The sequence below is a fragment of the Brevundimonas sp. FG8 genome (assembly GCF_057808845.1).
In genome coordinates, this window is record NZ_JBMDIU010000010.1 from 1 (window position 1) to 25,951 (window position 25,951).

A 25,951-nucleotide genomic window follows, 5' to 3' on the forward strand; every position below is an offset into this window, starting at 1 on the left:
AAGTCCGCCCCGCGTCGGGGTCAGCAATGATCCCGGCGGTGATCCGGCAAGGCCCCAAGCAAAGGCCGCCAGCCGGAGGGCGTGTGGAAAACGGCCGCGCGGGACGTCGCTCTCGTCGAAACGGTAAAACAAAACACCACACACCGGGCGAGGCCCGGCGTCCCGCGCCCTTCCCACTCGACCTGCCGCGTTTCGCGGCGGGGCGAGACCGCATGCTTGTCATCCCTGCCCCGGTCCCGTCGTGCTCGTTGTGCCTCCGTTGTGTTCGTTGTGGTGAACCCGCGCCGACGGCCTCAACGGTCTTCCGCAATCCGAAAGCCACGCCCGATCCCCGAATCCGGCCCCGGCGCAGCGACCGTTCGCCACGCCTCGTTTCGGGAGAAATAATCGTGCGGAATTTCAAGGACCTGAGGCAATCCCAAGCCGCCTTGACCTGCGGGGGTGTCGCCTATAGGTTCCGCGCCGAATTCAGACCCCCCTCCGGCATCCCCGTCGGAGCGCTGAGGCCCACATGTCCCTGCCACCGGAATCGCGCGAAGAGGCGATCGCTCGTCTCACCAAGAGCGCATCCGAACTGGAGACGCGCAATGCGCCGCCGACCTCTTCGGAGATCGCGGGCATGGCGGTGGCCAATCAGGCCTGGAAGATCGTCGCTGACCTGTTCGGCGGCGTGTTTCTGGGGTTGGCGGTCGGCTTCGGGGCGGACTGGCTCTTCGGAACCAGACCCTGGGGTATCATTGGCGGTGTCCTTCTGGGCTTCGCCTTGTCGATTTACATGGCGCGTCGCACAGCCGATCGGCTGATGGCGCAGGCAAAAGCGGCCGGTGTGGAACCCAAATCCATCCCGTTCGACGATGAAGACGAGGAGCGATAGGCGCGTGGCCGATCCGATCGAACAGTTCGAGATTCACGCCCTTCCGGGTCTGGACTTCGGTGAAGTGACCCTGCCGGTCGTCGGCACGGTGCATCTCGCCGTGACCAACTCGCACGTCGCGATGACCCTGGCCTTCCTGCTGGTCGTCGGCTTCCTCGCGCTGGTGACCTCCAACGCCAAGGTCGTTCCGGGCCGTATGCAGGCCGCGGGCGAGCAGTTGTTCGGTCTGGTCAACGGCGTCACCGACTCGATCATCGGTCACGAAGGCCGCAAGTATTTCCCGTTCGTCTTCACCCTGTTCATGCTGATCCTCGGCATGAACCTGCTGGGCATGTTCCTGACGTTCACGGCGACCTCGCAGCTGGCTGTCACCGGCACCTTCGCCCTGCTGACGATCCTGCTGGTGATCGGCATCGGTTTCGCCAAGCACGGTCTGGGCTTCTTCCTGCTGTTCTGGCCGACCAGCGCGCCGGTCGCCATTCGCCCCGTCGTCGGCATCATCGAGTTTCTCTCCTTCCTGCTGCGTCCGGTCACCCTCGCGCTTCGTCTGTTCGGCAACATGCTGGGCGGCCACATCGCGCTGAAGATCTTCGCCGGTTTCGTCGTCTCGATGGGCGCCTTGGCCGCCGCGGGCGGCATGGGCCTGCTGGGTCTGCCGGTCGCCGCCCTGTCGATGGGCATGGTGGTCGGTCTGACCGCCCTGGAGTTCCTGGTGGCCTTCCTGCAGGCCTTCGTCTTCGCCGTTCTGGCCAGCATCTATCTCAACGATGTGGTCAACCTGGGCCACGGCCACTAAAAGCCCGCCCAGTCTTCCTTCCAAACCAACCCTGACTGAATAGGAAACTCATCATGGAAGCCGAATCCTTCAAGTACTTCGGTATCGGCCTGGCCACCCTGGGCATGCTCGGCGCCGGCATCGGCGTGGGCAACATCTTCGGCCAGTTCCTGGCCGGCGCCCTGCGCAACCCGTCGGCCGCCGCCTCGCAAGTCGGCAACCTGTTCGTCGGCGCCGCCCTGGTCGAAGCCCTGGGCATCCTGGCCTTCGTTCTGGGCATCCTGGCTTGGCTGGGCTGATCCAGCGATCACGCTGAAACGGCGGCGTGAGCGGACCCGCAGGTCCGTTCCGCCGTCGTCGCCTTTTCCAGACCAAACGGACTCCTGATGGCCACCACCCCGATTGACCCGCACGCCGACGCTCACGCGACGACCGAGGCCGAAGGCCACGGCGGCGGAGGCGGCCTGCCGCAGTTCGAAACCCAGCACTGGTTCGGGCAGATCGCCTACCTGCTGGTTCTGTTCGTCGTCCTGTACCTGCTGATCAGCAAGGTTTTCGCGCCGCGCATCCGCCGCGTGATGGACGAACGGGCCGACACCATTTCCGGCGCCGTCGCCACCGCCCGCAATGTGCAGGCGGAAGCGGCTGAACAGGCCGAAGCCGCCAAGGCGGACGTCGCCCGCGCCCGCGCCGAGTCGCGGGCCACCGCCCAGGCCGCCGCCGACCGCATCGCCACCGAGGCCGCGGCTCGCAAGGCGACCGAGGAAGCCTCTGTCTCGGCCCGTATCGCCGAAGCTGAAGCCGCCATCGGCAAGACCCGGGACGCCGCCATGCAAAACGTCGGCGCCATCGCCAATGACACCGCCTCGGCCATCGTCGAGCGCCTGACCGGCAAGGCCCCCACGGCCGCCGAGCTGGCCGCCGCCGGCAAGGGAGCCGCCTGATGCCTCACTTCCTCGACCCGCACATGTACAATGTCGGCAACCCGGAACTGTGGGTCGCCATCGGTCTGATCCTGTTCTTCGGCATCCTCGTCTGGGCCGGCGTTCCCAAGCTGATCGCCGCCCAGCTGGACCTCAAGGCCAACACCATTCAGGCCGAGCTGGACGAGGCCGCCCGTCTGCGCGCCGAAGCCGAAGCCCTGCTGGCCCAGATTCGCGCCGAGAAGGCCGAGGCTGAAGCCCAGGCCGCCGCCATGCTGAAGGCCGCCGAGGACGACGCCCGTCGTCTGGAAGCCGAAGCCAAGGTGAAGCTGGAAGAGTCGCTGGCCCGCCGTCAGGCTCTGGCCGAGCGCCGTATCGCCCAGGCCGAGGCCCAGGCCACCGCCGAGGTGAAGGCCGCCGCCGCCGATCTGGCCGCCAAGGCCGCCGAAGACATCCTGACCGCCCGGCTGGCCGGCCAGAGCACCGATCCGCTGCTTGACGCCGCTATCGCCCAACTGGGCACGCGGCTGAACTAGAAGGGCGCAACCGATCGCCGCGCGGCGACTCGCTGCTTGAGCGCCGGGCATGCGCGAAGCCCCAAGCCGCGTCGGGTCGGGAAGGCGGAGCCTTCTGACCGCGGCCAGGAATAGAAGGCCCCGTCGGATCGATCCGGCGGGGCCTTTTTCTGGTCAGTGAACAGCGACCGCGTCGGCCGCCAGATGCTGCTTGTCGCGCCGCACCAGCCGTCCGTAGACGTTGCCCATCACGATCCCGAACAGGGCGTGGGTGGCGATCATCCAGGCCAGGGTGCCGAAGCCGGCGCGCATGAAGAACGTGCCCACGCCCATCATCGGCGCGAGGAACAGGCCCATAAGGATGAAGGCCCCCACCGCGAAGAGGATGCCCTTGGACTCAGGCGTATCCGTCGGCAATCGGGGGCACAGGATGCCGAACAGCGGCCCCAGCACCACCGTCCCGGCGACGATGTGAGCGATCCACCCGACGACCGGATTGTCCGGCGCCTTCAGCATGACAGACAGAAGCTGGGGGAAACTGACCGCCCAGTGTCCAAAGGCCATGTTGATGGCCTCCAGAATCGAAACGGCGACTGTGGCCGCGAAACCGGCGACCAAACCCTTTTGTACGCGTGACATCATGACCAGCAGCGCCTCCCAACGCCTGTTTCGGTTCTTGATAACGCGAGGTTGAGCATACGCCTCCTGCGAAGACCGGCGTTCACTTTGCCGTGCTTCGCATTTGCGGGAGAAATCACCGGGTACGGAAGGCCGCGCCGGTCAGGGCCTCTGACCGGGCCCACAGTTGCGCCGCAACCGCCCTGTCCAGCGCCTGCGGGCGAACCGCCGCCCGCCCCGGCGGGCCCTTCAGGTCCATGAACCCCTGCGGGCCGTAGTAGCCGCCGGGCGTCACATCGGGCTTGGTGGCGGCCATCAGGATCGGCAGGGCTCCCTCGGCGGCCGAATGGCTGACAAGGCGCTCCAGCAGTCGCGTCACAGCGCCGAACAGGCTGCCGCCGCCCTGCGCCGGGCCGTTGGCGATCAGGTCCGTGCGAGCAAAGCCGGGATGAGCCGCCACGCTGGTCAGGCCCCACCCCTCTGCATCGCTGCGCCGTTGCAGTTCGATGGCGAACATCAGCATGGCCAGCTTGGACTGCTGATAGACCGGCCACGGACGGTAGCCCTGACTATGGTTCAGGTCGTCCAGCCGGATGCGTCCGCCCTTGTGAGCGATGCTGGCCAACTGGACCACGCGCGCCCGCCCCGCCTTCAGCAGGGGCAGCAACTGGGCTGTCAGGGCGAAGTGGGACAGATAGTTGGTCCCGAACTGCATTTCATGCCCGTCCACGGTTGTCTGCCGAATCGGCAGGGCCATGACGCCCGCGTTGTTGATCAGGATGTCGACGGGGCGGCCCGCGGCCAGAATCCGGTCCGCGAAGGCGTTGACCGAAGACAGGTCGGCCAGATCGACGGGCTCGAACCGGATCAAGGCGTGAGGGACGGCCTTGCGGATCACGGCGAGGGCGCCGGCCCCCTTGGCAGGGTTTCGGTCCGCCAGCACGACCTCGGCGCCCTTGCCGGCCAGCGCCAGCGTGGTCTCCAGCCCCAGCCCGCCGGTCGCTCCGGTGACGATGGCCAGCTTGCCGGTGAGATCAGGGATGTCTTCAGAGGTCCAGTGCATCGCACAGACCTGGTGCGCCGCCAGAGCGGCGTCAGCCCCTTCCCCGGCGGGGAAGGGGCGACACAGCGTATCAGGCCGCCTGGTTCGAGCCTTCCGGGGCGGTCCAGCGCAGCACCGGCGAGCGGGCGGCGCGGGTCTCGTCCAGACGACGCAGCGGGGCGTGGAAGGGCGCGCCCTTGAATCGGTCGACGTCGCCGGCCTTGGCCGCGCCGGCCAGCAGACGCATGGCTTCGATGAAGCGATCCAGCTCAGCCTTGGACTCGGTCTCGGTCGGCTCGATCAGCATGGCGCCGTGGACGACCAGCGGGAAATACATGGTCATGGGGTGGAAGCCCTCGTCGATCATCGCCTTGGCGAAGTCGAGCGTGGTGATGTCCGTGCCCTTCAGCCATTCGTCGTCGAACAGGGCCTCGTGCATACAGGGGCCGTCGGGGAAGGCCGGGCTCATCAGGTCCGACAGGCGGGCCTTGATGTAGTTTGCGTTCAGCACGGCGTCCTCGGCGACCTGACGCAGGCCGTCCGAGCCGTGGCTCATCATGTAGCTGAGCGCGCGGACATACATGCCCATCTGGCCCTGGAAGGCGCAAAGACGACCGAAGGCCTGCTGGGCCTCGTCTTCCTCGCGCTCCACCAGCCGATAGCCGTTGTCGTCGTGGACAACCCACGGAGCCGGGGCGAAGGGCGCGAGCGCTTCCGACAGCACCACCGGACCCGCGCCCGGCCCGCCGCCGCCGTGCGGCGTCGAGAAGGTCTTGTGCAGGTTGATGTGCATGGCGTCGACGCCCAGATCGCCCGGGCGCACCCGGCCGACGATGGCGTTGAAGTTGGCGCCGTCGCAGTAGAAATAAGCGCCCGCTTCGTGCGTCAGGCGGCTGATCTCGAGAATGTCGCGCTCGAACAAACCGCAGGTGTTCGGGTTGGTCACCATGATGGCGGCGACATCCGGACCCAGCTTGGAGGCCAGATCAGCCACGTCCACGCGGCCGTCGTCGGTCTGGGCGACCTCGACCACCGAATAGCCGACGAAGGCGGCAGTGGCCGGGTTGGTGCCGTGGGCCGAGGTCGGGACCAGAACCTTGCGGCGCTGCTCGTGCTCGCCCTTGGCCTCATGGGCGGCGCGGATGGCCATCAGGCCACACAGTTCGCCGTGTGCTCCCGCTTTCGGAGAAAGCGCGACGGCGGGCATTCCGGTCAGGGTCTTCAGCCAGTGCGACAGCTGGTCCATCAGCTCCAGCGCGCCTTGCACGGTCGACATCGGCTGCAGCGGGTGAATGTCCGAGAAGCCGGGCAGGCGCGCCATCTTCTCGTTCAGACGCGGGTTGTGCTTCATCGTGCACGAGCCCAGCGGATAGATGGCCAGGTCGATGGCGTGGTTTTTCTGCGACAGACGCACGTAATGGCGCATGGCTTCCGGCTCCGACAGGCCGGGCAGGCCGATCGGGTCTTGGCGAACCAGATCGCCGAGGTCCGAGGCCGAACCCTTGGGCTCCGGCAGGTCGACGCCGGTCTTGCCCCAGCCGTCGCCCTCGAAGATCAGGGCTTCGTTCTGCAGCAGGCCGCGGCCGCCGGTCAGGGTGGCGGGCTTCGTCGTGACTTCGTTCGGCGTGGTCGGGCGGCCGACGGTGTTCATGGTGCTCATCGTCTTGTCTCCGCTCAGGCCGCCAGCACCTTGCCGAGTGCAACGGCAAGAAGCTTGATGTCAGTGTCCAGGGTCGTCTCGGTCGCGGCGACCAGCAGGACGTCGTCCATGCCGGCGTCCGGGGCCAGACGGCTGTAGGGCACGCCCGCCAGCACATGATGGGCGGCCAGGGTGTCGACCACCTCGGCGGCCGGCTTCGGCAGCTTGATCGCGAACTCGTTGAAGAAGCGCGGGGTCAGAATTTCCACGCCCGGGACGGCGGCCAGCGCGTCGCGGGTGGCCACGGCCTTCTCGTGGTTCAGCAGGGCCAACTTGCGCAGGCCCGTCTCGCCCAGCAGGCTCATGTGGATGGTGAAGGCCAGGGTGCAGAGGCCCGAGTTGGTGCAGATGTTCGACGTCGCCTTGTCGCGGCGGATGTGCTGCTCGCGGGTCGACAGGGTCAGCACGAAGCCGCGCTCGCCGTCGGCGTCCACGGTCTCGCCGGTCAGGCGGCCGGGCATCTGGCGGATCAGCTTCTCGCGCGTGGCGAACAGGCCGACGTAGGGGCCGCCGAAGTTCAGCGCGTTGCCGATCGACTGGCCCTCGGCCGCGACGATGTCGGCGCCCATTTCACCGGGCGACTTCAGCAGGCCCATCGACACGGCCTCCGTCACCACGACGATCAGCAGGGCGCCGGCGGCGTGGGCGGCCTCGGCGATCTTGGTCACGTCGGTTGCGGCGCCGAAGACGTTCGGGGTCTGGACGACGACGCAGGCGGTGTCCGGGCCGATCTGGTCGATCACGGCGGCCTCGGCGTCGATGGCGGCGGGCAGGGCCTGGGTCTCGACGCCGACGGCGTGCACGACGGTCTCGGTCGCGCGGACGTAGTGCGGGTGAACGCCGCCCGAGATGATCGCCTTGTTGCGGCGGGTCACGCGGGTCGCCATCAGCACGCCCTCCGCCATGGCGGTCGAGCCGTCATAGAGCGAAGCGTTGGCCACCGGCATGCCGGTCAGGTTCGCGACCTGGGTCTGGAACTCGTACAGGTACTGCAGGGTGCCCTGCGCGATTTCCGGCTGGTAGGGGGTGTAGCTGGTCAGGAATTCCGACCGCTGGATGATGTGGTCCACGGTTGCCGGGACGTGGTGCTTGTAGGCGCCGGCGCCGCAGAAGAACGGCACGGAGCCCGCCGAGGCGTTCTTGTTGGCCATGGCCGACAGGGCGCGTTCAACCTCCAGCTCGCCCGCCACACGGGGCAGGTCCACCGGGCCGTCCAGACGGGCGCCGGCGGGCACATCCACGAACAGATCGTCGATGGATTTGGCGCCGATGGTGGCGAGCATCGCCGTACGGTCGTCGGGCGTCAGGGGGAGATAACGCATGGTCTTGTCCTGGGCCGTGAATGGCCAAAGGCCCTCTGACTTTGATCAGAGGGCCCGATGGGTCTTAGAGGGTGGCGAGGAAGGCGTCGTAGGCGGCCTTGTCCATCAGGGCGTCCAGTTGCGAAGCGTCCGAGATGCGGATCTTCGCGAACCAGCCTTCGCCTTCCGGGTCGGCGTTGACGGTTTCCGGGGCCGAGGCCAGGGCGGCGTTGCCTTCGACGACTTCACCCGACACCGGGGCGTAGACGTCCGAGGCGGCCTTGACCGATTCAACGACGGCGAAGCTGTCGCCGACCGAGACGGTCTTGCCGGCTTCCGGGGTTTCGACGAACACCACGTCGCCCAGGGCGTCGGCGGCGTGCTTGGAAATGCCGACGGTGGCGATGTCACCGTCCAGGCTGACCCACTCGTGATCCTTGGTGAACTTCATGGTCTGATCCTCTCAGGCCCCAAATCAGGCTTTGGGTTTGCGGTAATAGCGTTGCGCCACGAACGGCATGGCGATGACTTCTGCGGCGGCGGCCTTGCCCCGGACGATGACCTTCAGGTCCGTACCCAGTTCAGCGTAGGCCGGAGGCACATAGCCCATGGCGATGTTGCGACCCAAGGTCGGCGAGGGGCCGCCCGAGCTGACCTTGCCGATGACGTTTCCGTCAGCGTCAGCGATCTCGGCGCCCTCACGGGCCGGGGCGCCTTCCTTGACGCTCAGGCCGACGCGGACGCGGCTCGGGCCGTCAGCCAGTTCCTTGAGGACGCGCTCGGCGCCGTTGAAGTCAGCGCGTTCCTTGCGCGACTTGGACAGGGCGAAGGTCAGCGCGCTCTCGACCGGGCTCGTTGTCGGGTCAATGTCGTGGCCGTGCAGCGGCAGGCCGGCTTCCAGGCGCAGGCTGTCGCGGGCGCCGAGGCCGATGGGCTTCACGCGGGCGTCTTCCAGCAACAGGTTCCAGATGCGCTCGGCGTCGGCGGCCGGGACCGAAATCTCGTAGCCGTCCTCGCCCGTGTAGCCCGAGCGAGAGACGTAGCAGTCCACGCCGAAGATCATCAGGCGGGCGCAATCCATGAAGCCGAAGTCGCCGAAGACCGGATCATGTTTGGCCATGACCTCGGCGGCTTCCGGCCCCTGAATGGCGATCAGGGCGCGGTCCAGCACGGTCAGCTGGGCGTCGCCTTCGAGGTTGGCTTCCCAGAAGGCGAAATCCTCGTCCTTGTTACCGGCGTTGACGACGACGAAGAGGCCGTCGTGGTCAGGTTTGCCGGCCATCAGGTCGTCGATGATGCCTCCATCGGTGTTGAGCAGCAGCGAATACTTCTGCTTGCCCGCCTTCAGGATCGCATAGTCACCGGGCACGAAGCGCTCGAACTGGGCGATGGCGTCTTCGCCGGTGATCTTGCACTGGCCCATGTGGGAGACATCGAACAGGCCGGCGTGTTCACGGGTCCAGCGGTGTTCGGCCAGAACGCCCTCGTACTGGACCGGCATGTCATAGCCGCCGAAGCCGACCATGCGGGCGCCGAGGGCCCGGTGCGCGGCGTTCAGGGGCGTAGTCTTCAGGGTTTGATCGGTCATGGTCCAGACTCTCGGGGTCGCGTGTTGAAACGGAAAGCTCCGCCGTCCTCGCGCCCCCGCTGTCCTGAAGCCTGAGAGATTCCGACGGCCTTGGCCGCCTTGCTCCGTCGGCGCGCAACTCGTGCGACTTTCCAGCGTCCGTGCGCTTTCGCGGTCCTTTTGCCTGAGCGTTTCCGGGGCGGTTGCGCCTTCGGCTCCGGGCCTGCCGTGACAGCCCCGGTCTCTCCCGCGAGAGCAGGGTTCCAAGACCCCGACTCCGGGGCCAAGTCAAGCGCGGGTATGGGGTTGCCCGCAGCAAAAAGCCCCCGGCGTAGGGCCGAGGGCTTCTTTCTGATCAAAATCCCGAACGATGCCTTACGGCGTTTCAGTGATGATCAGGGCGCCGGAGGCCGGGCTGTCGCCATAGGTGCCGATCCAGACGTCGTAGACGCCGCTTTGCGGATTGCGGAAAATCACCTGGGCGTCGCCGTCGCCCCAGCTGTCGTCATCGCAGTACCAGCGGCCGTCCGGACCGTTGATCACCAGGGTGGTGTCTTCGCCCGAGCGGGTGCGGAAGGCCAGCGGCAGGCCGCCGGCGGAGTAGGTCAGTTCGAAGTCCGGGGCGTTGCTGATCTTGCCCACGCACGAACCGCCCAGACGCGACGCGTCGATGCTGCCGCCCGCGACGACGTCGATGGAGTACGGGTCCGGGGTGAAGCCGGCCGAGAGGCGACGCGCGCCGAAATTGGCGTTCTGGCTGGCGTCCTGCGCGACGGCGGGCGCGGCGGTGGCGGTCAGGGCGGCGACGAGCGCCAGCACGGAAAGGCGTTTGATCATTGAAGTCCCCCACTTGAACACGGCGATGGCGCCGCAGACTGTCCCGGTTGTGTCCGGCTTCGAACACATGACCTCCGGTATCTGAACTCACTATGAACGGTGACGCTTGATAAGTCAGGCCGCTTCGTAAGCCTTCACCTCGGCGATCCGTGCTGCCTTGTCCGCGTCCGGCAGGAAGCTCCCCTCGAAGCTGTTGATCGCCATTTGCGTCACCTGCTCACGGGTCAGGCCCACGGCCTCGGCCAGCCGGGCGTAGTTGGCGTTCACATAGCCGCCGAAATAGGCCGGGTCGTCCGAGTTGAGGGTGACGTGCAGGCCGCGACGCAGCATCTCGGGGACCGGGTGATCCTTCAGGTCGTTCACGACGCAGAGCTTGAGGTTCGACAGCGGGCAGACGGTCAGGGTCATCTGCTCCTTCGCCAGCCGCTGGATCAGGCTCTCGTCCTCCATCGAGCGGTTGCCGTGGTCCATGCGGTCGATGTGCAGCAGGTCCAGCGCCTCATGCACATAGGCGGGCGGGCCTTCCTCACCGGCGTGGGCGCAGAGCTTCAGGCCCAGATCGCGGGCGGCGGCGAAGACGCGCTGGAATTTGGACGGCGGATGCCCGACCTCGGACGAATCCAGTCCGACCCCGATGAAGTGGCGCAGATACGGTCTGGCCATCTCCAGCGTGGCGAAAGCCTCTTCCTCGGTCAGGTGGCGCAGGAACGACAGGATCAGGCCGGACGTGACGCCCAGCTCGGTCTTCGCCCGGTCCATGCCTGCGATCAGGCCCTCGACCACCACGCCGAACTCGACGCCGCGGTCCGTGTGGGTCTGGGGATCGAAGAAGATCTCGGCGTGGCGCACATTGTCCGCCGCCGCGCGCTGGAAATAGGCGAAGGCCAGATCCTCGAAATCCTTGCGCGTCAGCAGGACGTTGGCCCCGGCGTAATAGATGTCGAGGAAGTCCTGCAGGTTCGAAAAGTCATAGGCCGCGCGCACGGCCTCGACGCTGTCGAACGGGATCGAGACGCCGTTTCGCTGCGCCAGCTCGAACATCAGCTCGGGCTCCAGCGAGCCCTCGATGTGAAGGTGCAGTTCGGCCTTGGGCAGACCGGCGATGTAGGCGTCGAGCGACATGAGACTTCTCCTTGCGGGAGAAACTTAGCCTACATCCGCTCCGGCGTGTCGATTCCCAGAAGACGCAGGGCGATCACCAGCTGGTCCAGCGCCGCTTTCGACAGCGCCAGACGCGAGGCCTTGGTCGCCTCGTCCGGCGCGATCAGCACCGGGCAGGCCGCGTAGAATTTCGAGAACGACTGGGCCAGCCGATAGGCGTGCTCGGCCACGACGTGTGGCATGCGCTTCTCGTAGGCTTCGACCGTCGCCTGCGAGAAGGCGTCCAGTGTCAGGGCCAGATCACGCTCGGCCGGTTCGCCGATGACGATGGCGCCGGGCGCCAGACCCTGATCGGTCGCCTTGCGCAGCAGTGAACGGATGCGGACCGCCTGATACAGCAGATAGGGGCCGGTCTTGCCTTCGAAGCTCATGAAGCGGTCGAGGTCGAAGACGTAGCTGGTGGTCCGGGCGTTCGACAGGTCGGCGAACTTCAGGGCCGCGATGGCGACCTTGTGGGCGATGGCCTCGAACTCGTCGGGTGACAGGTCGTCGCCCAGTTTCGCTTCCTTCAGGCGCTCGCGCGCCTTGTCGGTCGCCTGATCGATCAGGTCGCGCAGCTTCAGGACGCCGCCGGCGCGGGTTTTGAAGGGCTTGCCGTCCTGACCATTCATTGTGCCGAAGCCGAGATGCTCCAGCGACTTGTCGGCGGCGTAGCCGGCCAGATAGGCGGCGCGGAACACCTGTTCGAAATGCTCGGCCTGACGTTCATCGACGACGTACAGCGCCAGGTCCGGGCCGATGGCCTTCTTGCGGTCCAGGATCGTCGCCAGATCGGTCGTGCCGTACATGGCCGAGCCTTCCGAGCTGATGACCAGCAGGGGCGGGGGCGACGGGGCCTCGATGACCGAGCCGTCGGGCAACTTTTTCTTGCGGGTCTCGCCGGGGCGGGCGACGTGCACGACCTGCGCGCCGTCATCCTCGACCAGCAGGCCGGTGGCCTTCAGATGCTCCAGCATCTCGGGCATCAGCGGATCGGCGTCACTCTCGCCGTTCCACAGGTCGAAATCGACCGACAGATCGCCGTACTCGCGCTTCAGGGCCTCGCGGCTGACCGCCACGAAATGTTGCCAAAGGGCGCGATAGCCGGGACGTCCGCCTTGCAGTTCCGCCGTCGCCTTGCGGGCGCGGTCGCGGAAGGCGGGGTCTTCCTTGGCCTTGCCGGCGGCCAGCGGATACAGCCGATCCAGATCGGCCAGCGTGACGGGGCTTTCCGCCGGGAAGGGACCATCACCCTCGACCATGAAGGCGTCCGCCAGACCCTCATCGCCGCAGGCGACGATCAGCAGGCCCATCTGGAAGCCCCAGTCGCCGAAGTGGGCGTCGCCGGTGACTTCATCGCCGCGGAAGCGGAACAGGCGCTTCAGGCTTTCGCCGATGATGGCGCTGCGCAGGTGGCCGACGTGCATCGGCTTGGCGACATTCGGCCCGCCGTAGTCGATCACGACCTTGCGCGCCTCATCCACGACGGCGGCGCCCGCACGCTCGGCGTCGGCGGCGACGTTCTCGGCGCGCTTCGCAAGCGCGGCGTCCGCGACCTTCAGATTGATGAAGCCCGGTCCGGCGATCTCGATCGAGGCCAGACGCGGATCGCCTTCCAGTCGCGCGGCGACCTTGGCCGCCAGTTCGCGCGGATTGGCCTTCAGCGCCTTGGCGGCGGCCAGCGCCCCGTTGGACTGGAAGTCGGCCAGATCGGGCCGGTCAGAGGGGGTGACCCGCGCAAGCGCCGCGTCCACGCCTTCGGCGGCGAAGGCGGCTACGACCGCTTCGCCCAGTTCCGTCTTGAGATCGGTCATTCTACTGGGCCGGAGCTGCGGTCGGTTCAGGGGTGCCCGCGGTGATGCGGAAGCGGCTGCCCGAGCGGTTGAACTCGGCCATCTCCGGCGTCACGTCGAAGCCGACCAGAATCTCGAAGTGATCGCCGCTGGTGCTCGCCGAGGCGCGCGGGATCACGATGGTGTTGTCCTGGCTGACGCTGGTAACGTTCTGGCCGTTCTCGAAGTTCGCCGGCAGATCGAAATAGACCTTGTCCAGCACGGCGGTGTTCCGCTCGGTCACGGCGATCCAGTAACGATAGGTGCGACCGGCGCCCTGCGCCTGCGGCCCCCGACCCAGGTTGAACAGCACGCGGGTCTGAACCGTGATGGGCGAGTCGCTGTCGTAGGTGCAGTCGGCGACCAGCCCCTCGATTTCACCGGTGTAGGCGACATTGGCGGCGGAGACGCGGTCCCCTGTCATCTCGACATAGCGGGCGGCGTCGTAAAGCACCTTCACATAGGGGCAAGGGCCCGCGGCCGAACGACGGCGCAGCGGGGCGATGCGGGCGCGGCGGGCGCCGGTCTGTTGCTCGCCGGCTTCCGGGCGTTGCTGTTGCTGCGGACCGCCGGGTCGCGACGACGTCTGCGCGACGGCGGCGGGAGCAATGCTCGACACGGTGGCGGCGACAAGAGCCGAGGCCAGGGAAACCTTCAGGACGCGACGCATCAAATGCTCTTCCAGATCACGAGGAGGCGGCGACAGCCCGACGCCGTCCGCACGCTTGCCGCTGATAGCGGCTAAACAGAGGCGCGGCAAACCCGCCGCGCACGGAAACGACGGTGGCGGCGAGCGGTCCGAGCGACTAGGTTCCCGCCCATGACCGTGCACCAGCCGATCCGACCGGCCGAAAAGCGTCCGCTGACCGTCCGTCTGGCCACCCCGCGTGGCTTCTGCGCGGGGGTGGATCGCGCCATCCAGATCGTCGAACGCGCCATCGAGAAGTACGGCGCGCCGGTCTATGTCCGCCACGAGATCGTGCACAACCGGCATGTGGTCGAGCGGCTGCGCGAGATGGGCGCGGTCTTCGTCAAGGAACTGGACGCCTGCCCGGATGACCGGCCCGTGGTCTTTTCCGCCCACGGCGTGCCCAAGTCCGTGCCGGAAACCGCGCGGTCGCGGGAGATGCTGTATCTCGACGCCACCTGCCCGCTGGTGTCGAAGGTCCACGTCGAGGCCGAGCGCCATCACGCCGCCGGTCGCCACATCATTCTGATCGGCCATGCGGGCCACCCGGAGGTGGTCGGCACCATGGGCCAGCTTCCGGCCGGAGCCATCAGCCTGATCGAGACGGTTGAGGACGCCGAGGCGTTCCAGCGTCCCGGCGACGCCCCCTTGGCCTACGCCACCCAGACGACCCTGTCCGTGGATGACACCGCCGAAATCCTCGGCGCGCTCAAGCGCCGGTTCCCCGAACTGCCCGATCCTCACAAGGAAGACATCTGCTACGCCACCACCAACCGTCAGGAGGCCGTCAAACGCCTCGGCGAGGGGTGCGATCTGGTTCTGGTGGTGGGGTCCAGGAACTCATCCAACTCGGTCCGGCTGGTCGAGGTGGCGATCAAGGCGGGGGCGAAGGACGCCCGCCTGGTGGATGACGCCGGCCATGTCGACTGGAGCTGGCTGGACGGCGTGTCGACGCTGGGCATCACCGCCGGAGCCTCGGCGCCCGAGCGTCTGATCGAGGATCTGGTTCAGGCCGTCCGCGACCGCTTCGACGCCGATGTGGTTGAGGATGACGGCGCCCGCGAGACCGTGACCTTCAAGCTGCCGCGTGTTCTGACGACCTGACCCCTCCGTCTCGTCGGCTTCGCCGTCGAGCCACCTCCCCACTCCGTGGAGAGGTGAACGCGAACACTCACCTCTCCAGCGAAGCTGGGGAGGGGGGCGTGCGAGCCGGAGGCGAAGCATGGTGGAGGGGTCGGTCGAGCTTAGACCGGCTTGCACAAGCGGAGCCTTTGCCGTTCGTTGACGTTAACCCTCAGGCCGGGAAAGGGAACCTCATGCGTCTGACCGCCGCCGTCTCCGTCGTCTCCGTTATGGCCCTGACCGTCTCGGCCTGTACGCAGGAAGCCGAATCGCCGCCCGCGCCGGTGACCGGCGCGCCCGCCGCGACCGCGCAGACCACACCCCCGGTCAGCTACGCCTGCGAAAGCGGCCAGCCGGTCAACGTCATCTATCCCGACACCGCCTCCGCCCAGCTCGCTTACAAGGGCCAGACCTATGTGCTGCGTTCCGTACAGGCGGCGTCCGGCGCCCGCTATGTCGGCGCGGGTGTCGAATGGTGGACCGCAAACCGCGACGGGACGGAGAGCGCGACCCTCAGCCGTCTGGGACCGAACGAGGACGTCGGCGCCGCGGTGCTGGAGCGTTGCAGCCGTCCGTCTCCCGGTCCGATGGTGACCGGGCCCGTGCCGACGCCGGAGCCCGCGCCCGGCGGCGTTTTGCCCGCCGCCCCGCCCTGCCGGGGGCCCCAGTTGAAGCTGTCCAACGAGGGCGGCGACGCCGGGGCGGGCAATCGCGTCACCAATATCGGCGTCCAGAACATCGGCGGCACGGCCTGCAGCCTGACCGGCTATCCGGGCGTGGTCCTGCAGGATCGTCAGGGCCGCAACCTGACCGCCATCCGCAGCGAGCAGAGCCCCGGCAGCTACTTCAGCGCCGGTCAGGCGCCCGCGCCCGTCGTGCTGGCTCCGCAGGCCAGGGCGGCCTTTGAACTGGCGTGGAACGTCGTGCCGAACGAGGCGCAGGGCCAGACCAGCTGTCCGAACGTGGCCCGAATCCGGGTCACCGCGCCGGGCGACACCTCGGCGGCCTCGCTGGACCTCGCCTTCGCTCCCTGCGGGGGGCGCGTGCGGGTCAGCCCGATCCGTCCTCTGGTCCCCGAGGCCACGCCCGCGCCGGAGCCCACCGTTTAGGGGGTTCAATAGTGCGCGGATTCGGCGTAGCGGAGCGCGCATGACAGCGACCTTCTATGACCGCGTCTCCGCGGAACTCGCCGACATTGAAGCCCAGGGGCTGACCAAGCCCGAGCGCGTGATCGCCTCCCGACAGGGGCCGGTCATCAAGGTCGCCGGGCGCGATGTCCTGAACTTCTGCGCCAACAACTACCTCGGCCTGGCCGGGGATGAGCGGGTGACGCAGGCGGGCACCCGCGCGCAGGAGAAGTGGGGCGCCGGCACCGCCTCGGTCCGCTTCATCTGCGGCACGCTGGAAATCCACAAGGAGCTGGAGCGGGCCATCGCCGACTACCTCGGCTTTGAGGACACCATCCTGTTCGCCGCCGCCTTCGACGCCAACGGCGGCATCTTCGAGCCCCTGTTCGGCGCCGACGACGCGATCATCTCCGACAGCCTGAACCACGCCTCGATTATCGACGGCGTGCGCCTGTGCAAGGCCAAGCGCTACCGCTTCGCCACCTCGGACATGGCCGATCTGGAGGCCCAGCTGAAGCAGGCGCGCGCCGACGGCGCGAAAGAGATCATCATCGCCACCGACGGCGCCTTCTCCATGGACGGCTATATCGCGAAGCTGAAGGACATCCGGGCGCTGGCCGACCAGTACAACGCCCTGATCATGGTCGATGACTGCCACGCCACCGGCTTCCTCGGCCCGCGGGGACGCGGCTCCTTCGCCTGGAACGATGTCGAGGTCGACTTCGTCACCGGCACCTTCGGCAAGGCGCTGGGCGGCGCCATGGGCGGCTTTATCTGCGCGAAGTCGAATGTCGTGGCCCTGCTCAAGCAGCGCGCCCGGCCCTACCTGTTTTCCAACGCCCTCAGCCCCGCCGTCTGCGGCTCTTCGCTGGAGGCCATCCGCATCGCCGCCGGCGAGGAGGGAGACAAGCTCCGCGAACAGCTGTTCGCCAACGCCGCGCGCTATCGCAAGGCGATGACCGAGGCGGGCTTCACCCTGCAGCCGGGCGAACACCCGATCATCCCTGTGATGCTGGGCGACGCCAAGCTGGCTCAGGACATGGCCGCCCGCCTGCTGGAACTGGGCGTCTATGTGATCGGCTTCAGCTTCCCGGTGGTGCCGCGCGGCCAGGCCCGCATCCGCACCCAGATGTCGGCGGCGCACACCTTCGAACAGATTGATCAAGCGGTCGCGGCGTTCACGACGGCCGGCAAGGAACTGGGAGTGATCTGATGACTGACACCATGAAGGCCCTGGCCAAGACCCGCCCGGAGGTCGGTCTTGAGCTGATCGACGCTCCGATCCCGACGCCGGGTGACGAGGATGTGCTGATCAAGGTCAAGCGCACCGCAGTCTGCGGCACCGACATCCACATCTGGAACTGGGACGAGTGGTCCCGGAAGAACGTGCCGGTCCCGATGATCACCGGGCACGAGTTCGCCGGTGAGATCGTCGCCATCGGCAAGGATGTGGATCGCCGCCTCAAGGTCGGCCAGCGCGTCTCGGCCGAGGGTCACGTCATCGACCTGAACTCCGAAGCGGCCCGCGCCGGCCACTTCCATCTCGACCCGGACACCCGCGGCATCGGCGTGAACCGTCAGGGCGCCTTCGCCGAGTTCGTCGTGGCCCCGGCCTTCAACGTGATCGAGCTGCCGGACGACGTGCCCTATGAGATCGGCTCGATCCTCGATCCGTTCGGCAACGCCGTGCACACGGCGCAGCAGTTCGATCTGCTGGGCGAGGACGTTCTGGTCACCGGCGCAGGCCCCATCGGCATGATGGCCGCCGCCGTCGCCCGCCACGCCGGCGCGCGCACCGTCGTGCTGACCGACATCAACGACTTCCGTCTGGACCTGGCCCAGAAGGTCGCCCCCGGTGTCCGCACGGTGAACACCACCAAGGAAGACCTGAAGGACGTCATGCACGAGCTTGGCCTGAAGGTCGGCTTCGACGTGGCGCTGGAAATGTCCGGCTCCCCCATCGCCTTCAAGCAGTGCGTCGACACCCTCATCATGGGCGGCGGCATGGCTCTGCTGGGCATTCCGTCGAAGCCGATGGAGACCGACTGGGGCCAGATCATCCTCAAGGCTCTGACCATCAAGGGCGTCTATGGCCGCGAGATGTTTACGACCTGGCGCAAGATGCTGGGCCTGCTGAAGGCGGGTCTGGACCTCCAGCCCCTGATCACGCACCAGATGTCGTTCGAGAACTACCGTGAGGGATTCGAGGCCATGCGCTCGGGTCAGTCCGGCAAGGTCGTTCTCAACTGGGACAAGAGCGCCTGAGGGCGTGAACTGAGGGGGCGGTCCTGACCGAGGCGTCTTTTCCCGTCCTCGCCTTCCTTGAGGGGGCGGGGACCGATGCGCACGGGCGCACCATCTTCGAGATACTCGGGCTCGACGACGCGGGCATTGAGCAAAGCCACGACTTCATCCAGTGGGTCTTCCCGCTGACCGAGCCGTCGTCGGCCGTGCCGGGCTCTCCGGTGCTTTCGGAAGACGAGGTCGCGGCCATCGCCCGTTCGGGCATGGCCCAGATCACCCTCGCGGCGGCGACCGACCGGCTTCGCCTGTTCTACCTGCGCCACGATCACTGGCTCAAGGCCGAGGATCATAACCATCTGCGCATCACCCGGATTATTCGCTCCCTTCGGCGGCTGCGCAGTGATCAGGCCGCCGACGGCTTCCGCGCCACCATCTTCGCCAAGGTGGAGGCCAAGGGCGCGCCGATCAGCGCCCGCAGCCGCGGTTACTGGGAAACCGCCTGACTGTCAGCGCAGGAACCGGATGAGGGCTGTCTCGAACCCCTTGGCCTCGGGGCCGGGCAGGGCGTTCAGTTCGCCGGCTTCGAACATCTCGAAGACGCGGGGGTGGACATAGGACGACCGGCAGACGGTGGGCGTATTGCCCAGCAGACCGGCCACCGCCTTCACGCAGACGGTGACCTTGCGCCGGGCATCCGTCGGCGAGGTCGGCGGCTCGGTGTCCCGTAGCGCCCTTGCCGCCGAAACCGTCCCGGCCCAGGTTCGGAAGTCCTTGGCCGAGAACTGTTCGCCCATGGCCTCGCGGATATAGGCGTTCACATCGTCCGAAGTGATCGCGCACAGATGGCCCTCCGCATCCCGGTATTTGAACAACTGTTGGCCGGGCAGGTCGCGGATTGACCGCACCACAGCCGCCAGCCGCCGGTCTCGAACCCTGACCTCATGCTCCACCCCGCTCTTGCCCTTGAACGCGAAGGTCAGGGCCGCTCCATCCATCTCCAGATGACGTTTGTTCAGGGTGGTCAGACCATATGAGCGGTTCTGACGGGCGTACTGGGCATTGCCGACCCGGATCAGGGTGAGCTCCAGCAGGCGCACAGCCGTTGCCAGCACCTTGTCCCGGGTCACGCCCCGTTTCGCCAGATCGGCCTCAACCCGCGCCCTCAACTTCGGCAGCTTTCGCGCGAAGGCGGGCAGGCGATCAAACTTGCTCTCCGCTGCGTGACGGCTCCAGTCGGAGTGGTAGCGGTACTGCTTGCGACCGCGGGCATCCCGCCCTGTCGCCTGAATGTGGCCATTGGCGCGGGGGCAGATCCACACGTCGGTCCAGGCCGGGGGGATCGCGAGCGCCCGAATGCGGGCTAACATCTTCGGGTCGCGGATCGTCTTTCCGCTCTGGTCCAGATAGCGAAAGCCGAGCCCCGACTTTCTGCGGGACAGGCCGGTGTTCTCGTCGGAACACCATGTCAGACCCTCTGGAACCGCGATGTCCGTCACGCCGGGGCCTCCGCGTCGTCGCGTATCAACGCCGGGCGCTGTGGGTCTGAAAGGACGGGGCGGCGGATCATGGCGTATCCCAACGGGGCCACGAACGGCGGGTTCCTCTTGACCCGAAGCGCAGGGAAGCGGAGGGCAGGCGTATGAACTATCGTCATAGCTTCCACGCCGGAAATTTCGCTGATCTGGTCAAGCACGCCCTGGTGCTCTGGCTTCTGGAACGCCGTCGCGCCACAGGGGCTGTGACGGTGCTCGACACCCATGCGGGCGCCGGCGTCTATGACCTCGCCGGCGATGCTGTGCGGTCGAAGGAGGCCGAAGCCGGGATCGTTCGTCTGATGGCCGCCGACAAGCGCCCACCGCTTATCGAAGCGCTGGCCCGGGCGGTGAAGGAGTTGAACCCGCATGGCGGGGCAAATCTTTACCCGGGCTCGCCCCTGCTGGTCGCGCGGCGTCTGGACCGCGATGACCGCTATGTCGGGTTCGAGCTGAACCCGCCGGTGCTCGAGTTGCTGACTGAGGCGCTCACCCCCTTCCCGCAGGCGTCGGCGCGGGGCGGCGACGGCTATGATCAGGCGCGCGCCGAGGCGGCGCGGTCGCCGGGCGTTTTCGTTCTGATCGATCCGCCCTTTGAACGGCCGGACGACTACATCCGCGCCGCCGATACCGCCGCCGCGATCGTCCGCGCCGATCCCCGCTCCATGGTCGCGGTCTGGACCCCGCTGAAGGACATGGAGACCTTCGACGGCTTCCTGCGCCGGCTGGATGAGGCCGGGGCCAAGCGGGTCTTGGTGGCCGAGGCCCGTCTGCGCCCCCTGACCAATCCGATGAAGATGAACGGCTGCGCCATGGTCATCCTGAACCCGCCCGCGGGCGCGGAGGAGGCGGCGCGTCAGGTCTGCGACTGGGTCGCCGCGACGCTGGGTGACGCCGGGGCCAAGGCCGAGGTCTGGATGGCCTGACCGCCTATTCTATGACTTCGCCGGGCTCATAGAGGTGTGGCTCGAAGGTGGCGATAGCCATGATCGGCTCCATCGCCGCGACCACTTCGGGCGATCGCGCCATGGCTTTCCAGTCCTCGCGGGAGCGCCAGACGGCGTGAACGGCGGCGACCTTGCCGTTCAGTCCCCTGTGCAGGGTGGCGGAGACAAACCCCTCCGCGCCGCGCTGGGCGGTGACCATGACCGCCAGATGCTCCATCAGCATAGACTGCTTCTCGGGTGCGCAGCGATAGACGTTGATCAGGACTACGGGGTCGGCATCAGACATGGGCGCCCTCTAACCCGGATTTGCTTCAGCTTTGTACGCCTGACATCAAAAAGGGGTGCGCTTTCCGGTCGCGCGGCGATCTTGCCCGGCAGGCCCGACGCGCCATATCGCTGGGCCAATGGAGAGCCGCATGCCCCGTATCGCCATCCTCAAGACCGGCGCCCCGCCGCCCGAACTGGCTCCGGCCCACGGCGATTATCCGACCATGTTCGGGACACTGCTGGGCGAAGCGTTCGAGACCACGGTGTTCGACGTGCAGCGCGGGGAATGGGCTGACGCTTATGGCTTCGACGGGGTGATCATCACCGGCTCGGCGGCGGGCGTGTACGAAGACGATCCCTGGATCGGCGATTTGCTCAAATGGATCCGGGCTGCCCACGGGCGGACCCGGCTGGTCGGCGTCTGCTTCGGACATCAGGCCATGGCGCAGGCGCTCGGCGGACGTGTCGAGAAGTCGGAGCGCGGCTGGGGCGTCGGTCTGCACCGCTATCAGGTGACCGATGGGGCGGAGTGGATGCAGCCCGCCGCTGCCACGGTGGCCATTCCGGTCTCGCATCAGGATCAGGTCGTGGCGGTTCCCGACCACGCGCGCGTCACGCTGCGTAGTGACTTCACGCCCTATGCCGGTCTGGCGTGGGGCGATGCGGCTATCAGTTTCCAGGGGCACCCCGAGTTCACCCCGGCCTATGCTTCCGATCTGACCGCCGGGCGACGGGGACGGATCGACGGCGCGCTGGTTGATCGGGCTCTGGACAGTCTGAAAGAGCCCGACGACCGGGCGCTGGTCAGCGATTGGATACGGGCGTTCTTCCAGCCGTAAACCTTACTCAAGAAATGCGTGCGAAGACGGAGCAGCATGTCGTTGTCCCGGTTCGCGTTCGTTGTCGCTGTTCTGATCGCCTTGACGGGAGGGGCGGCCTCCGCGCGCGCGCATGACGCCCCCGCATCCCATGGGGTCGAGGATGCGCTGCGGCTGGCCGACTTCGTGGAGCGCCGGGCGGCCTCCAGCAGCTTCGCCGCGCTGGAGGATTTCGGTCGCGAGGCCATGCGCCGCAATGACCGCGAAGGTCTCAACCGGCTTTACCACGTCACCTGGACGATCCTGAATCAGGGCGAGTTCGACCGCGCGCTGGTCTGGAACCGGCGTTTGGCCGAGGCGGCCCGTCGGCAGAATGACCTGCGGTACATCGACATAGCCCACCTGAACGCCCTGACGGTCCGCTATGACCAGGGCGACGGCGCCGTCGCCGCCGAGATGCGTCGGATGTCGACCGGGGGCCGGGACTGGTTCGTGCGCGCCCACGCCACCCGACTGACCGCGCTGTGGCTCATCGATCACGCCCGGATCGGCGAGGGGCTTCAGATCCTGACCCGCGCCGAGGCGGATATTCCTGACGCCGATCCCTTCGCCGACACGGCCCGGGCGGGCATCTGGGAAGTGGCGGGCATGGGTTTGAAGGACCTCAACGATGTCGAGGGCGCCGCCGACGCCTTCCGCAAGTTCGAGATCGATTACTCTGATCCCGCCTATCCCCGCCCGGATTTCGACAGCCTCTACAACCTGACCATGATGGCGGTTTCGGTCGGTGCGACGGACCGGGCCCAACGCTACTTCGCCGCCCATACCCGTCTGGCCCAGCGCTCCGACCTGCAGACGCTGAAGGTCTACGACGCCAGCCTGTGCGCCACCGTGGCGAATGCCCTGCAGTCGCCTCGGGACGTGCTGGCCTGCCTGGCGCCCTATGGCGAAGATCTGGGCGATGCGGCCTTCCTCGCTCGCGACGCCCTGCCGTTGAGAGCCATCGCGCGGGCGCGTCTGGGCCAGACCGCCGCAGCTCGTCGGGACTTGCAGAAGCTGCGCCGGATCGAGGTCGGCGCGGGCGCGCAGTCCGAGGTGGACCACGTCGAGGCCGAGGTGCTGTTCGCCGAAGGACGTGCCGAGGAAGCCTTCGGCATCCTGCGCGCCCACATGCTGACTGGCGAAACCGACGCCGCCCGCAGTTTCAGCGCCGGGGTCCATCAGGTCACTGGCAACATGCAGCAGCAGCTGGTCGAGCGCCGTCGTCAGCTGGAAACCGCCGGAGCCAACACCCGGCTGCAACTGGCGATCACCATCATCGCGGTGCTGTTCATGCTGTGCGCGGTCGGCGCTGTCGCCTGGCTGTGGCGGCAGGCCGGTCACCTGCGTCAGGCGCGCGGCCGCGCCGAGGAAGCCAATCGGGCCAAGTCCGAGTTTCTGGCGAACATGAGCCATGAGATCCGCACCCCGCTGAACGGCGTGGTGTCCATGGCCGACTCCCTCGCGCGTCGCGATCTGGAGCCGCAGGAACATGAGATGGTCGAGCTGATCCGCTCGTCCGGCGCGACCCTCGAACGCCTGCTGTCCGACATTCTGGACAGCGCCAAGATCGAGTCCGGTCAGGTCACCCTGGAGCCCGTCGCCTTTGATCTTGAGCAGGCTGTCGGCGATGTCGCCGCCCTGTGGCGGGTCAAGGCCGAAGACAAGGGGGTGGCCCTGCATGTCGATTTCGACCCGGCCCTGTCGGGCTTTGTCGAGGGCGATGCGGTCCGCCTGCGTCAGGTGCTGAACAACCTGGTCTCCAACGCCCTGAAGTTCACGGCTGAAGGCGCTGTCTCCATTGCAGTACAGGCGACCGGCGACAGGCGCGCCCTGTTCCGGGTCAGCGACACTGGCGTGGGCTTCGACGCCGAGCAGAAAAGCCGCATCTTCGTGCGCTTCCAGCAGGCCGACGGGTCGATCACCCGCCGCTTCGGCGGCACCGGACTGGGCCTCGCCATCTCTACCGCGCTTGTCGATCTGATGGGCGGATCGCTGGATTGCGAAAGCGCGCCGGGCGAAGGCGCGGCCTTCTGGTTCGACATTCCACTGCCCGCCGCCGAGGCGGTGGCGGTCGAACCCGCCGCGAACAGCGACACGCTCGACGTCTCGGCCGCCCCGCTGCGCATCCTGCTGGCCGACGATCACCCCGCCAACCGCAAGGTGGTCGAGATCATGCTGGCCGCCTCCGCGATGGAGATGGTGGCCGTAGAGGATGGTCAGCAGGCGCTGGACGCCTTCCGCGAGGGCGGCTTCGATCTGGTGCTGATGGATATGCAGATGCCGGTCATGGACGGCCTGACCGCCACACGCGCTATCCGCGCAGTCGAGATGGAGCAGGGGCTGACGCGCACGCCGCTGATCATGCTGACCGCCAACGCCATGGCCGAACACGTCGAGGCGGGCCGTCAGGCGGGCGCCGACGGCCACCTGACCAAGCCGGTCACACTCGCCAGCCTGTTCGACGCCATCGGCGCCGCCCTGCAAGGCGAGGAACAGGCCGAGGCGGCTTGAGGCGCGGTATGTTGCGGCGGCTTTGGCGCGCGCTGTCGGCCGTGGCGTTCCTGATCGTGGTCGTGGCGGGCGCCGGACTGGCGCTTTCGATCACCCGGTATGCAGACCAGACCTCAAGTGCGTCTGCGGATGCGGCTATGGTGCTGGGCGCCGCGGTTGCGAACAGAACCCCGACGCCCGTGTTCGAAGAACGGCTCCGTCATGCCGCCGGGCTCTATCATGCCGGGCGGGTGCGTCTTGTCGTGGTCACCGGCGGGCGTGGCCCCGGAGACGCGCTCAGTGAAGGCGAAGCCGGTCGCGACTGGTTGATCGCACACGGTGTTACGGCGGCGGACATCGCGGTCGAGACACGATCACGCACCACCATCCAGAACCTGCGTTTCTCCCTGCCTATACTGGAGGCGCGGGGCGTGCGGACGGTCCTGCTGGTCTCCGATCCCCTGCATATGCGCCGGTCCACGATCATTGCGCGGCGGCTGGGACTGACGGTCGAGCCGTCGCCGACGCGGACCAGCCGGTATCGCACCTGGCGGACCCAGGCGCCGTTCGTGGCCCGGGAGACCTGGTTCCTCGCGCAATATCTTTCGACGGGGCTTTAGCCGCTCACGGCCACTTCACCACGGGCGGCATGGAACTGAGGATCGAGTCGACGTTGCCGCCTGTCTTCAGGCCGAACATGGTCCCGCGGTCGTACAGCAGGTTGAACTCGACGTAGCGGCCCCGCCGGACCAGCTGTTCCTCACGTTCATCCGCTGTCCAGGCCTCGGTCATCCGGCCCGCGACGATCCGCGAATAGACGTCCAGGAAGGCCTCGCCGACATCGCGGGTGAAGGCGAAGTCGCGGTCCCAGTCGCCGCTGTCGTGGTGGTCATAGAAGATGCCGCCGGTGCCGCGCGGCTCGTTGCGGTGGGGCAGGAAGAAATACTCGTCGCACCAGGCCTTGAACTTCGGATGCCAGCTCGGGTCGTGGGCGTCGCAGGCGGCCTTCATCGCGGCGTGGAAGGCGACGGTGTCCGCCGCATCCTGATGGCGGTCCACGTCCAGCACAGGCGTCAGGTCGCCGCCGCCGCCGAACCAGCTTTTCGTCGTGGCGATGAAACGGGTGTTCATATGCACCGCCGGTACGCGCGGGCTGACCGGGTGGCAGATCAGGCTGATGCCGGTGGCGAAGAAGCGTGGGTCTTCCGCCGCGCCGGGCACCGACTTCGCATAGTCGGCGGGGAAGGTCCCGTGAACGGTAGAGACGTGGACACCGACCTTTTCAAACAGGCGGCCGTGCATCATGCCCATGACGCCGCCACCGCCTTCCTTGCGGTCCCACGACGTGCGGACGAAGCGGCCGGGCTCGCCGGTGAAAAGATCAGCAGGCGCCGCGTCCTCCAGCGTCTCGAACCCGGCGTGGATGCGGTCGCGCAGGGCCTCGAACCACTGGCGGGCGGCGGCTTTCTTCTGCGCGAGGGGATCGGCGGCGTCGGTCATGGCGGCTTCACTAGGCCGCCCGCGCGCCGGACGAAAGTGTCGCCGTTGACC

Annotated in this window: 27 protein-coding genes and 1 riboswitch; of the genes, 14 read left to right on the forward strand and 13 right to left on the reverse strand. The window is 67.4% G+C overall.

Translation table 11 applies throughout. The annotated features are described in order from the left end of the window. Nucleotides 1–511: 511 nt before the first annotated feature. The 5 genes from ACODRV_RS14275 (at nt 512) to ACODRV_RS14295 (ending at nt 3,108) form a co-directional block, all read left to right on the forward strand. On the forward strand, nt 512–874 hold the full coding sequence (locus ACODRV_RS14275; RefSeq protein ID WP_141627500.1) for an AtpZ/AtpI family protein: 363 nt from the start codon (nt 512–514) through the stop codon (nt 872–874). Between the two features lie 4 nt (nt 875–878). Further along, nucleotides 879–1,670: a F0F1 ATP synthase subunit A gene (locus ACODRV_RS14280; RefSeq protein WP_488908758.1), complete on the forward strand. Its 792-nt coding sequence runs from the start codon at nt 879–881 to the stop codon at nt 1,668–1,670. Between the two features lie 53 nt (nt 1,671–1,723). Then, nucleotides 1,724–1,948, forward strand: a complete 225-nt coding sequence (locus ACODRV_RS14285; RefSeq protein WP_029416762.1) for a F0F1 ATP synthase subunit C — start codon at nt 1,724–1,726, stop codon at nt 1,946–1,948. 87 nt (nt 1,949–2,035) lie between these two features. Next, nucleotides 2,036–2,593 carry a F0F1 ATP synthase subunit B family protein gene (locus ACODRV_RS14290; protein ID WP_488908759.1) on the forward strand — a complete coding sequence of 186 codons (558 nt, stop codon included), beginning with the start codon at nt 2,036–2,038 and terminating at the stop codon, nt 2,591–2,593. After that, a complete protein-coding gene (locus tag ACODRV_RS14295) occupies nt 2,593–3,108 on the forward strand; it encodes a F0F1 ATP synthase subunit B (RefSeq protein ID WP_141627497.1) in 516 nt (171 codons plus the stop codon). Before ACODRV_RS14290 ends, ACODRV_RS14295 begins: the two co-directional genes overlap by 1 nt. Nucleotides 3,109–3,261: 153 nt before the next feature. On the opposite strand, the gene ACODRV_RS14300 is transcribed toward ACODRV_RS14295, so the two are convergent. The 10 genes from ACODRV_RS14300 to ACODRV_RS14345 all read right to left on the reverse strand — a co-directional run bounded on the left by ACODRV_RS14300 (nt 3,262) and on the right by ACODRV_RS14345 (nt 13,793). Continuing rightward, nucleotides 3,262–3,726, reverse strand: coding sequence for a DUF6789 family protein (locus tag ACODRV_RS14300; RefSeq protein WP_370450958.1), 465 nt, complete (start codon nt 3,724–3,726; stop codon nt 3,262–3,264). Between the two features lie 115 nt (nt 3,727–3,841). After that, nucleotides 3,842–4,768 carry an SDR family oxidoreductase gene (locus tag ACODRV_RS14305; protein ID WP_488908760.1) on the reverse strand — a complete coding sequence of 309 codons (927 nt, stop codon included), beginning with the start codon at nt 4,766–4,768 and terminating at the stop codon, nt 3,842–3,844. Nucleotides 4,769–4,838: 70 nt separating this feature from the next. Next, nucleotides 4,839–6,407, reverse strand: coding sequence for an aminomethyl-transferring glycine dehydrogenase subunit GcvPB (gene gcvPB / locus ACODRV_RS14310; protein WP_488908761.1), 1,569 nt, complete (start codon nt 6,405–6,407; stop codon nt 4,839–4,841). A gap of 14 nt (nt 6,408–6,421) precedes the next feature. After that, nucleotides 6,422–7,768, reverse strand: a complete 1,347-nt coding sequence (gene gcvPA / locus ACODRV_RS14315; RefSeq protein ID WP_488908762.1) for an aminomethyl-transferring glycine dehydrogenase subunit GcvPA — start codon at nt 7,766–7,768, stop codon at nt 6,422–6,424. Between the two features lie 64 nt (nt 7,769–7,832). Further along, the gene (gene gcvH / locus ACODRV_RS14320; RefSeq protein WP_141627493.1) at nt 7,833–8,198 is read right to left on the reverse strand and encodes a glycine cleavage system protein GcvH; all 366 of its coding nucleotides are present in this window, start codon (nt 8,196–8,198) and stop codon (nt 7,833–7,835) included. Between the two features lie 24 nt (nt 8,199–8,222). After that, nucleotides 8,223–9,335, reverse strand: a complete 1,113-nt coding sequence (gene gcvT, locus ACODRV_RS14325; protein ID WP_488908763.1) for a glycine cleavage system aminomethyltransferase GcvT — start codon at nt 9,333–9,335, stop codon at nt 8,223–8,225. Nucleotides 9,336–9,476: 141 nt separating this feature from the next. Beyond that, nucleotides 9,477–9,574: riboswitch (glycine riboswitch) on the reverse strand. A gap of 115 nt (nt 9,575–9,689) precedes the next feature. Continuing rightward, nucleotides 9,690–10,151: a peptidase S1 gene (locus ACODRV_RS14330; RefSeq protein ID WP_488908764.1), complete on the reverse strand. Its 462-nt coding sequence runs from the start codon at nt 10,149–10,151 to the stop codon at nt 9,690–9,692. Between the two features lie 114 nt (nt 10,152–10,265). Beyond that, nucleotides 10,266–11,273 carry an adenosine deaminase gene (locus ACODRV_RS14335; protein ID WP_488908765.1) on the reverse strand — a complete coding sequence of 336 codons (1,008 nt, stop codon included), beginning with the start codon at nt 11,271–11,273 and terminating at the stop codon, nt 10,266–10,268. A gap of 29 nt (nt 11,274–11,302) precedes the next feature. Further along, nucleotides 11,303–13,105, reverse strand: coding sequence for an arginine--tRNA ligase (argS, locus tag ACODRV_RS14340; RefSeq protein ID WP_488908766.1), 1,803 nt, complete (start codon nt 13,103–13,105; stop codon nt 11,303–11,305). Between the two features lies 1 nt (nt 13,106). Then, nucleotides 13,107–13,793, reverse strand: a complete 687-nt coding sequence (locus ACODRV_RS14345) for a Tat pathway signal sequence domain protein (RefSeq protein ID WP_141627488.1) — start codon at nt 13,791–13,793, stop codon at nt 13,107–13,109. A gap of 150 nt (nt 13,794–13,943) precedes the next feature. Here ACODRV_RS14345 and ispH point away from each other — a divergent pair, with 150 nt between their 5' ends. The 5 genes from ispH to ACODRV_RS14370 all read left to right on the forward strand — a co-directional run bounded on the left by ispH (nt 13,944) and on the right by ACODRV_RS14370 (nt 18,807). Continuing rightward, nucleotides 13,944–14,915, forward strand: a complete 972-nt coding sequence (gene ispH / locus ACODRV_RS14350) for a 4-hydroxy-3-methylbut-2-enyl diphosphate reductase (RefSeq protein WP_141627487.1) — start codon at nt 13,944–13,946, stop codon at nt 14,913–14,915. A gap of 212 nt (nt 14,916–15,127) precedes the next feature. Next, nucleotides 15,128–16,042, forward strand: a complete 915-nt coding sequence (locus ACODRV_RS14355; RefSeq protein WP_488908767.1) for a DUF4232 domain-containing protein — start codon at nt 15,128–15,130, stop codon at nt 16,040–16,042. Between the two features lie 40 nt (nt 16,043–16,082). Continuing rightward, nucleotides 16,083–17,273, forward strand: coding sequence for a glycine C-acetyltransferase (locus ACODRV_RS14360; RefSeq protein WP_488908768.1), 1,191 nt, complete (start codon nt 16,083–16,085; stop codon nt 17,271–17,273). After that, the gene (gene tdh, locus ACODRV_RS14365; RefSeq protein ID WP_488908769.1) at nt 17,273–18,325 is read left to right on the forward strand and encodes an L-threonine 3-dehydrogenase; all 1,053 of its coding nucleotides are present in this window, start codon (nt 17,273–17,275) and stop codon (nt 18,323–18,325) included. The genes ACODRV_RS14360 and tdh overlap by 1 nt, the downstream gene beginning before the upstream one ends. 185 nt (nt 18,326–18,510) lie before the next feature. Then, the gene (locus ACODRV_RS14370; RefSeq protein WP_488908770.1) at nt 18,511–18,807 is read left to right on the forward strand and encodes a hypothetical protein; all 297 of its coding nucleotides are present in this window, start codon (nt 18,511–18,513) and stop codon (nt 18,805–18,807) included. Nucleotides 18,808–18,810: 3 nt separating this feature from the next. Here the strand turns inward: ACODRV_RS14370 and ACODRV_RS14375 are convergent, their stop codons facing one another. Further along, nucleotides 18,811–19,800: a DNA topoisomerase IB gene (locus ACODRV_RS14375; protein WP_488908771.1), complete on the reverse strand. Its 990-nt coding sequence runs from the start codon at nt 19,798–19,800 to the stop codon at nt 18,811–18,813. Between the two features lie 143 nt (nt 19,801–19,943). Between ACODRV_RS14375 and rlmJ the strand changes: the two genes are divergently transcribed. Next, on the forward strand, nt 19,944–20,762 hold the full coding sequence (gene rlmJ / locus ACODRV_RS14380; protein WP_488908772.1) for a 23S rRNA (adenine(2030)-N(6))-methyltransferase RlmJ: 819 nt from the start codon (nt 19,944–19,946) through the stop codon (nt 20,760–20,762). Between the two features lie 4 nt (nt 20,763–20,766). Here rlmJ and ACODRV_RS14385 read toward each other — a convergent pair whose 3' ends face one another. Next, nucleotides 20,767–21,069, reverse strand: a complete 303-nt coding sequence (locus tag ACODRV_RS14385; protein WP_488908773.1) for an antibiotic biosynthesis monooxygenase family protein — start codon at nt 21,067–21,069, stop codon at nt 20,767–20,769. A gap of 130 nt (nt 21,070–21,199) precedes the next feature. On the opposite strand from ACODRV_RS14385, the gene ACODRV_RS14390 reads away from it, so the two are divergent. Genes ACODRV_RS14390 through ACODRV_RS14400 form a run of 3 tightly spaced genes read left to right on the forward strand, consistent with a single transcriptional unit; the run spans nt 21,200 to nt 25,020 of the window. Further along, nucleotides 21,200–21,889, forward strand: a complete 690-nt coding sequence (locus ACODRV_RS14390) for a type 1 glutamine amidotransferase (protein ID WP_488908774.1) — start codon at nt 21,200–21,202, stop codon at nt 21,887–21,889. Between the two features lie 36 nt (nt 21,890–21,925). Further along, the gene (locus tag ACODRV_RS14395; RefSeq protein WP_488908775.1) at nt 21,926–24,421 is read left to right on the forward strand and encodes an ATP-binding protein; all 2,496 of its coding nucleotides are present in this window, start codon (nt 21,926–21,928) and stop codon (nt 24,419–24,421) included. Between the two features lie 8 nt (nt 24,422–24,429). After that, on the forward strand, nt 24,430–25,020 hold the full coding sequence (locus ACODRV_RS14400; RefSeq protein WP_141627478.1) for a YdcF family protein: 591 nt from the start codon (nt 24,430–24,432) through the stop codon (nt 25,018–25,020). 4 nt (nt 25,021–25,024) lie between these two features. Here ACODRV_RS14400 and hemF read toward each other — a convergent pair whose 3' ends face one another. Continuing rightward, a complete protein-coding gene (hemF, locus tag ACODRV_RS14405) occupies nt 25,025–25,900 on the reverse strand; it encodes an oxygen-dependent coproporphyrinogen oxidase (RefSeq protein WP_488908776.1) in 876 nt (291 codons plus the stop codon). Nucleotides 25,901–25,951: the final 51 nt, after the last annotated feature.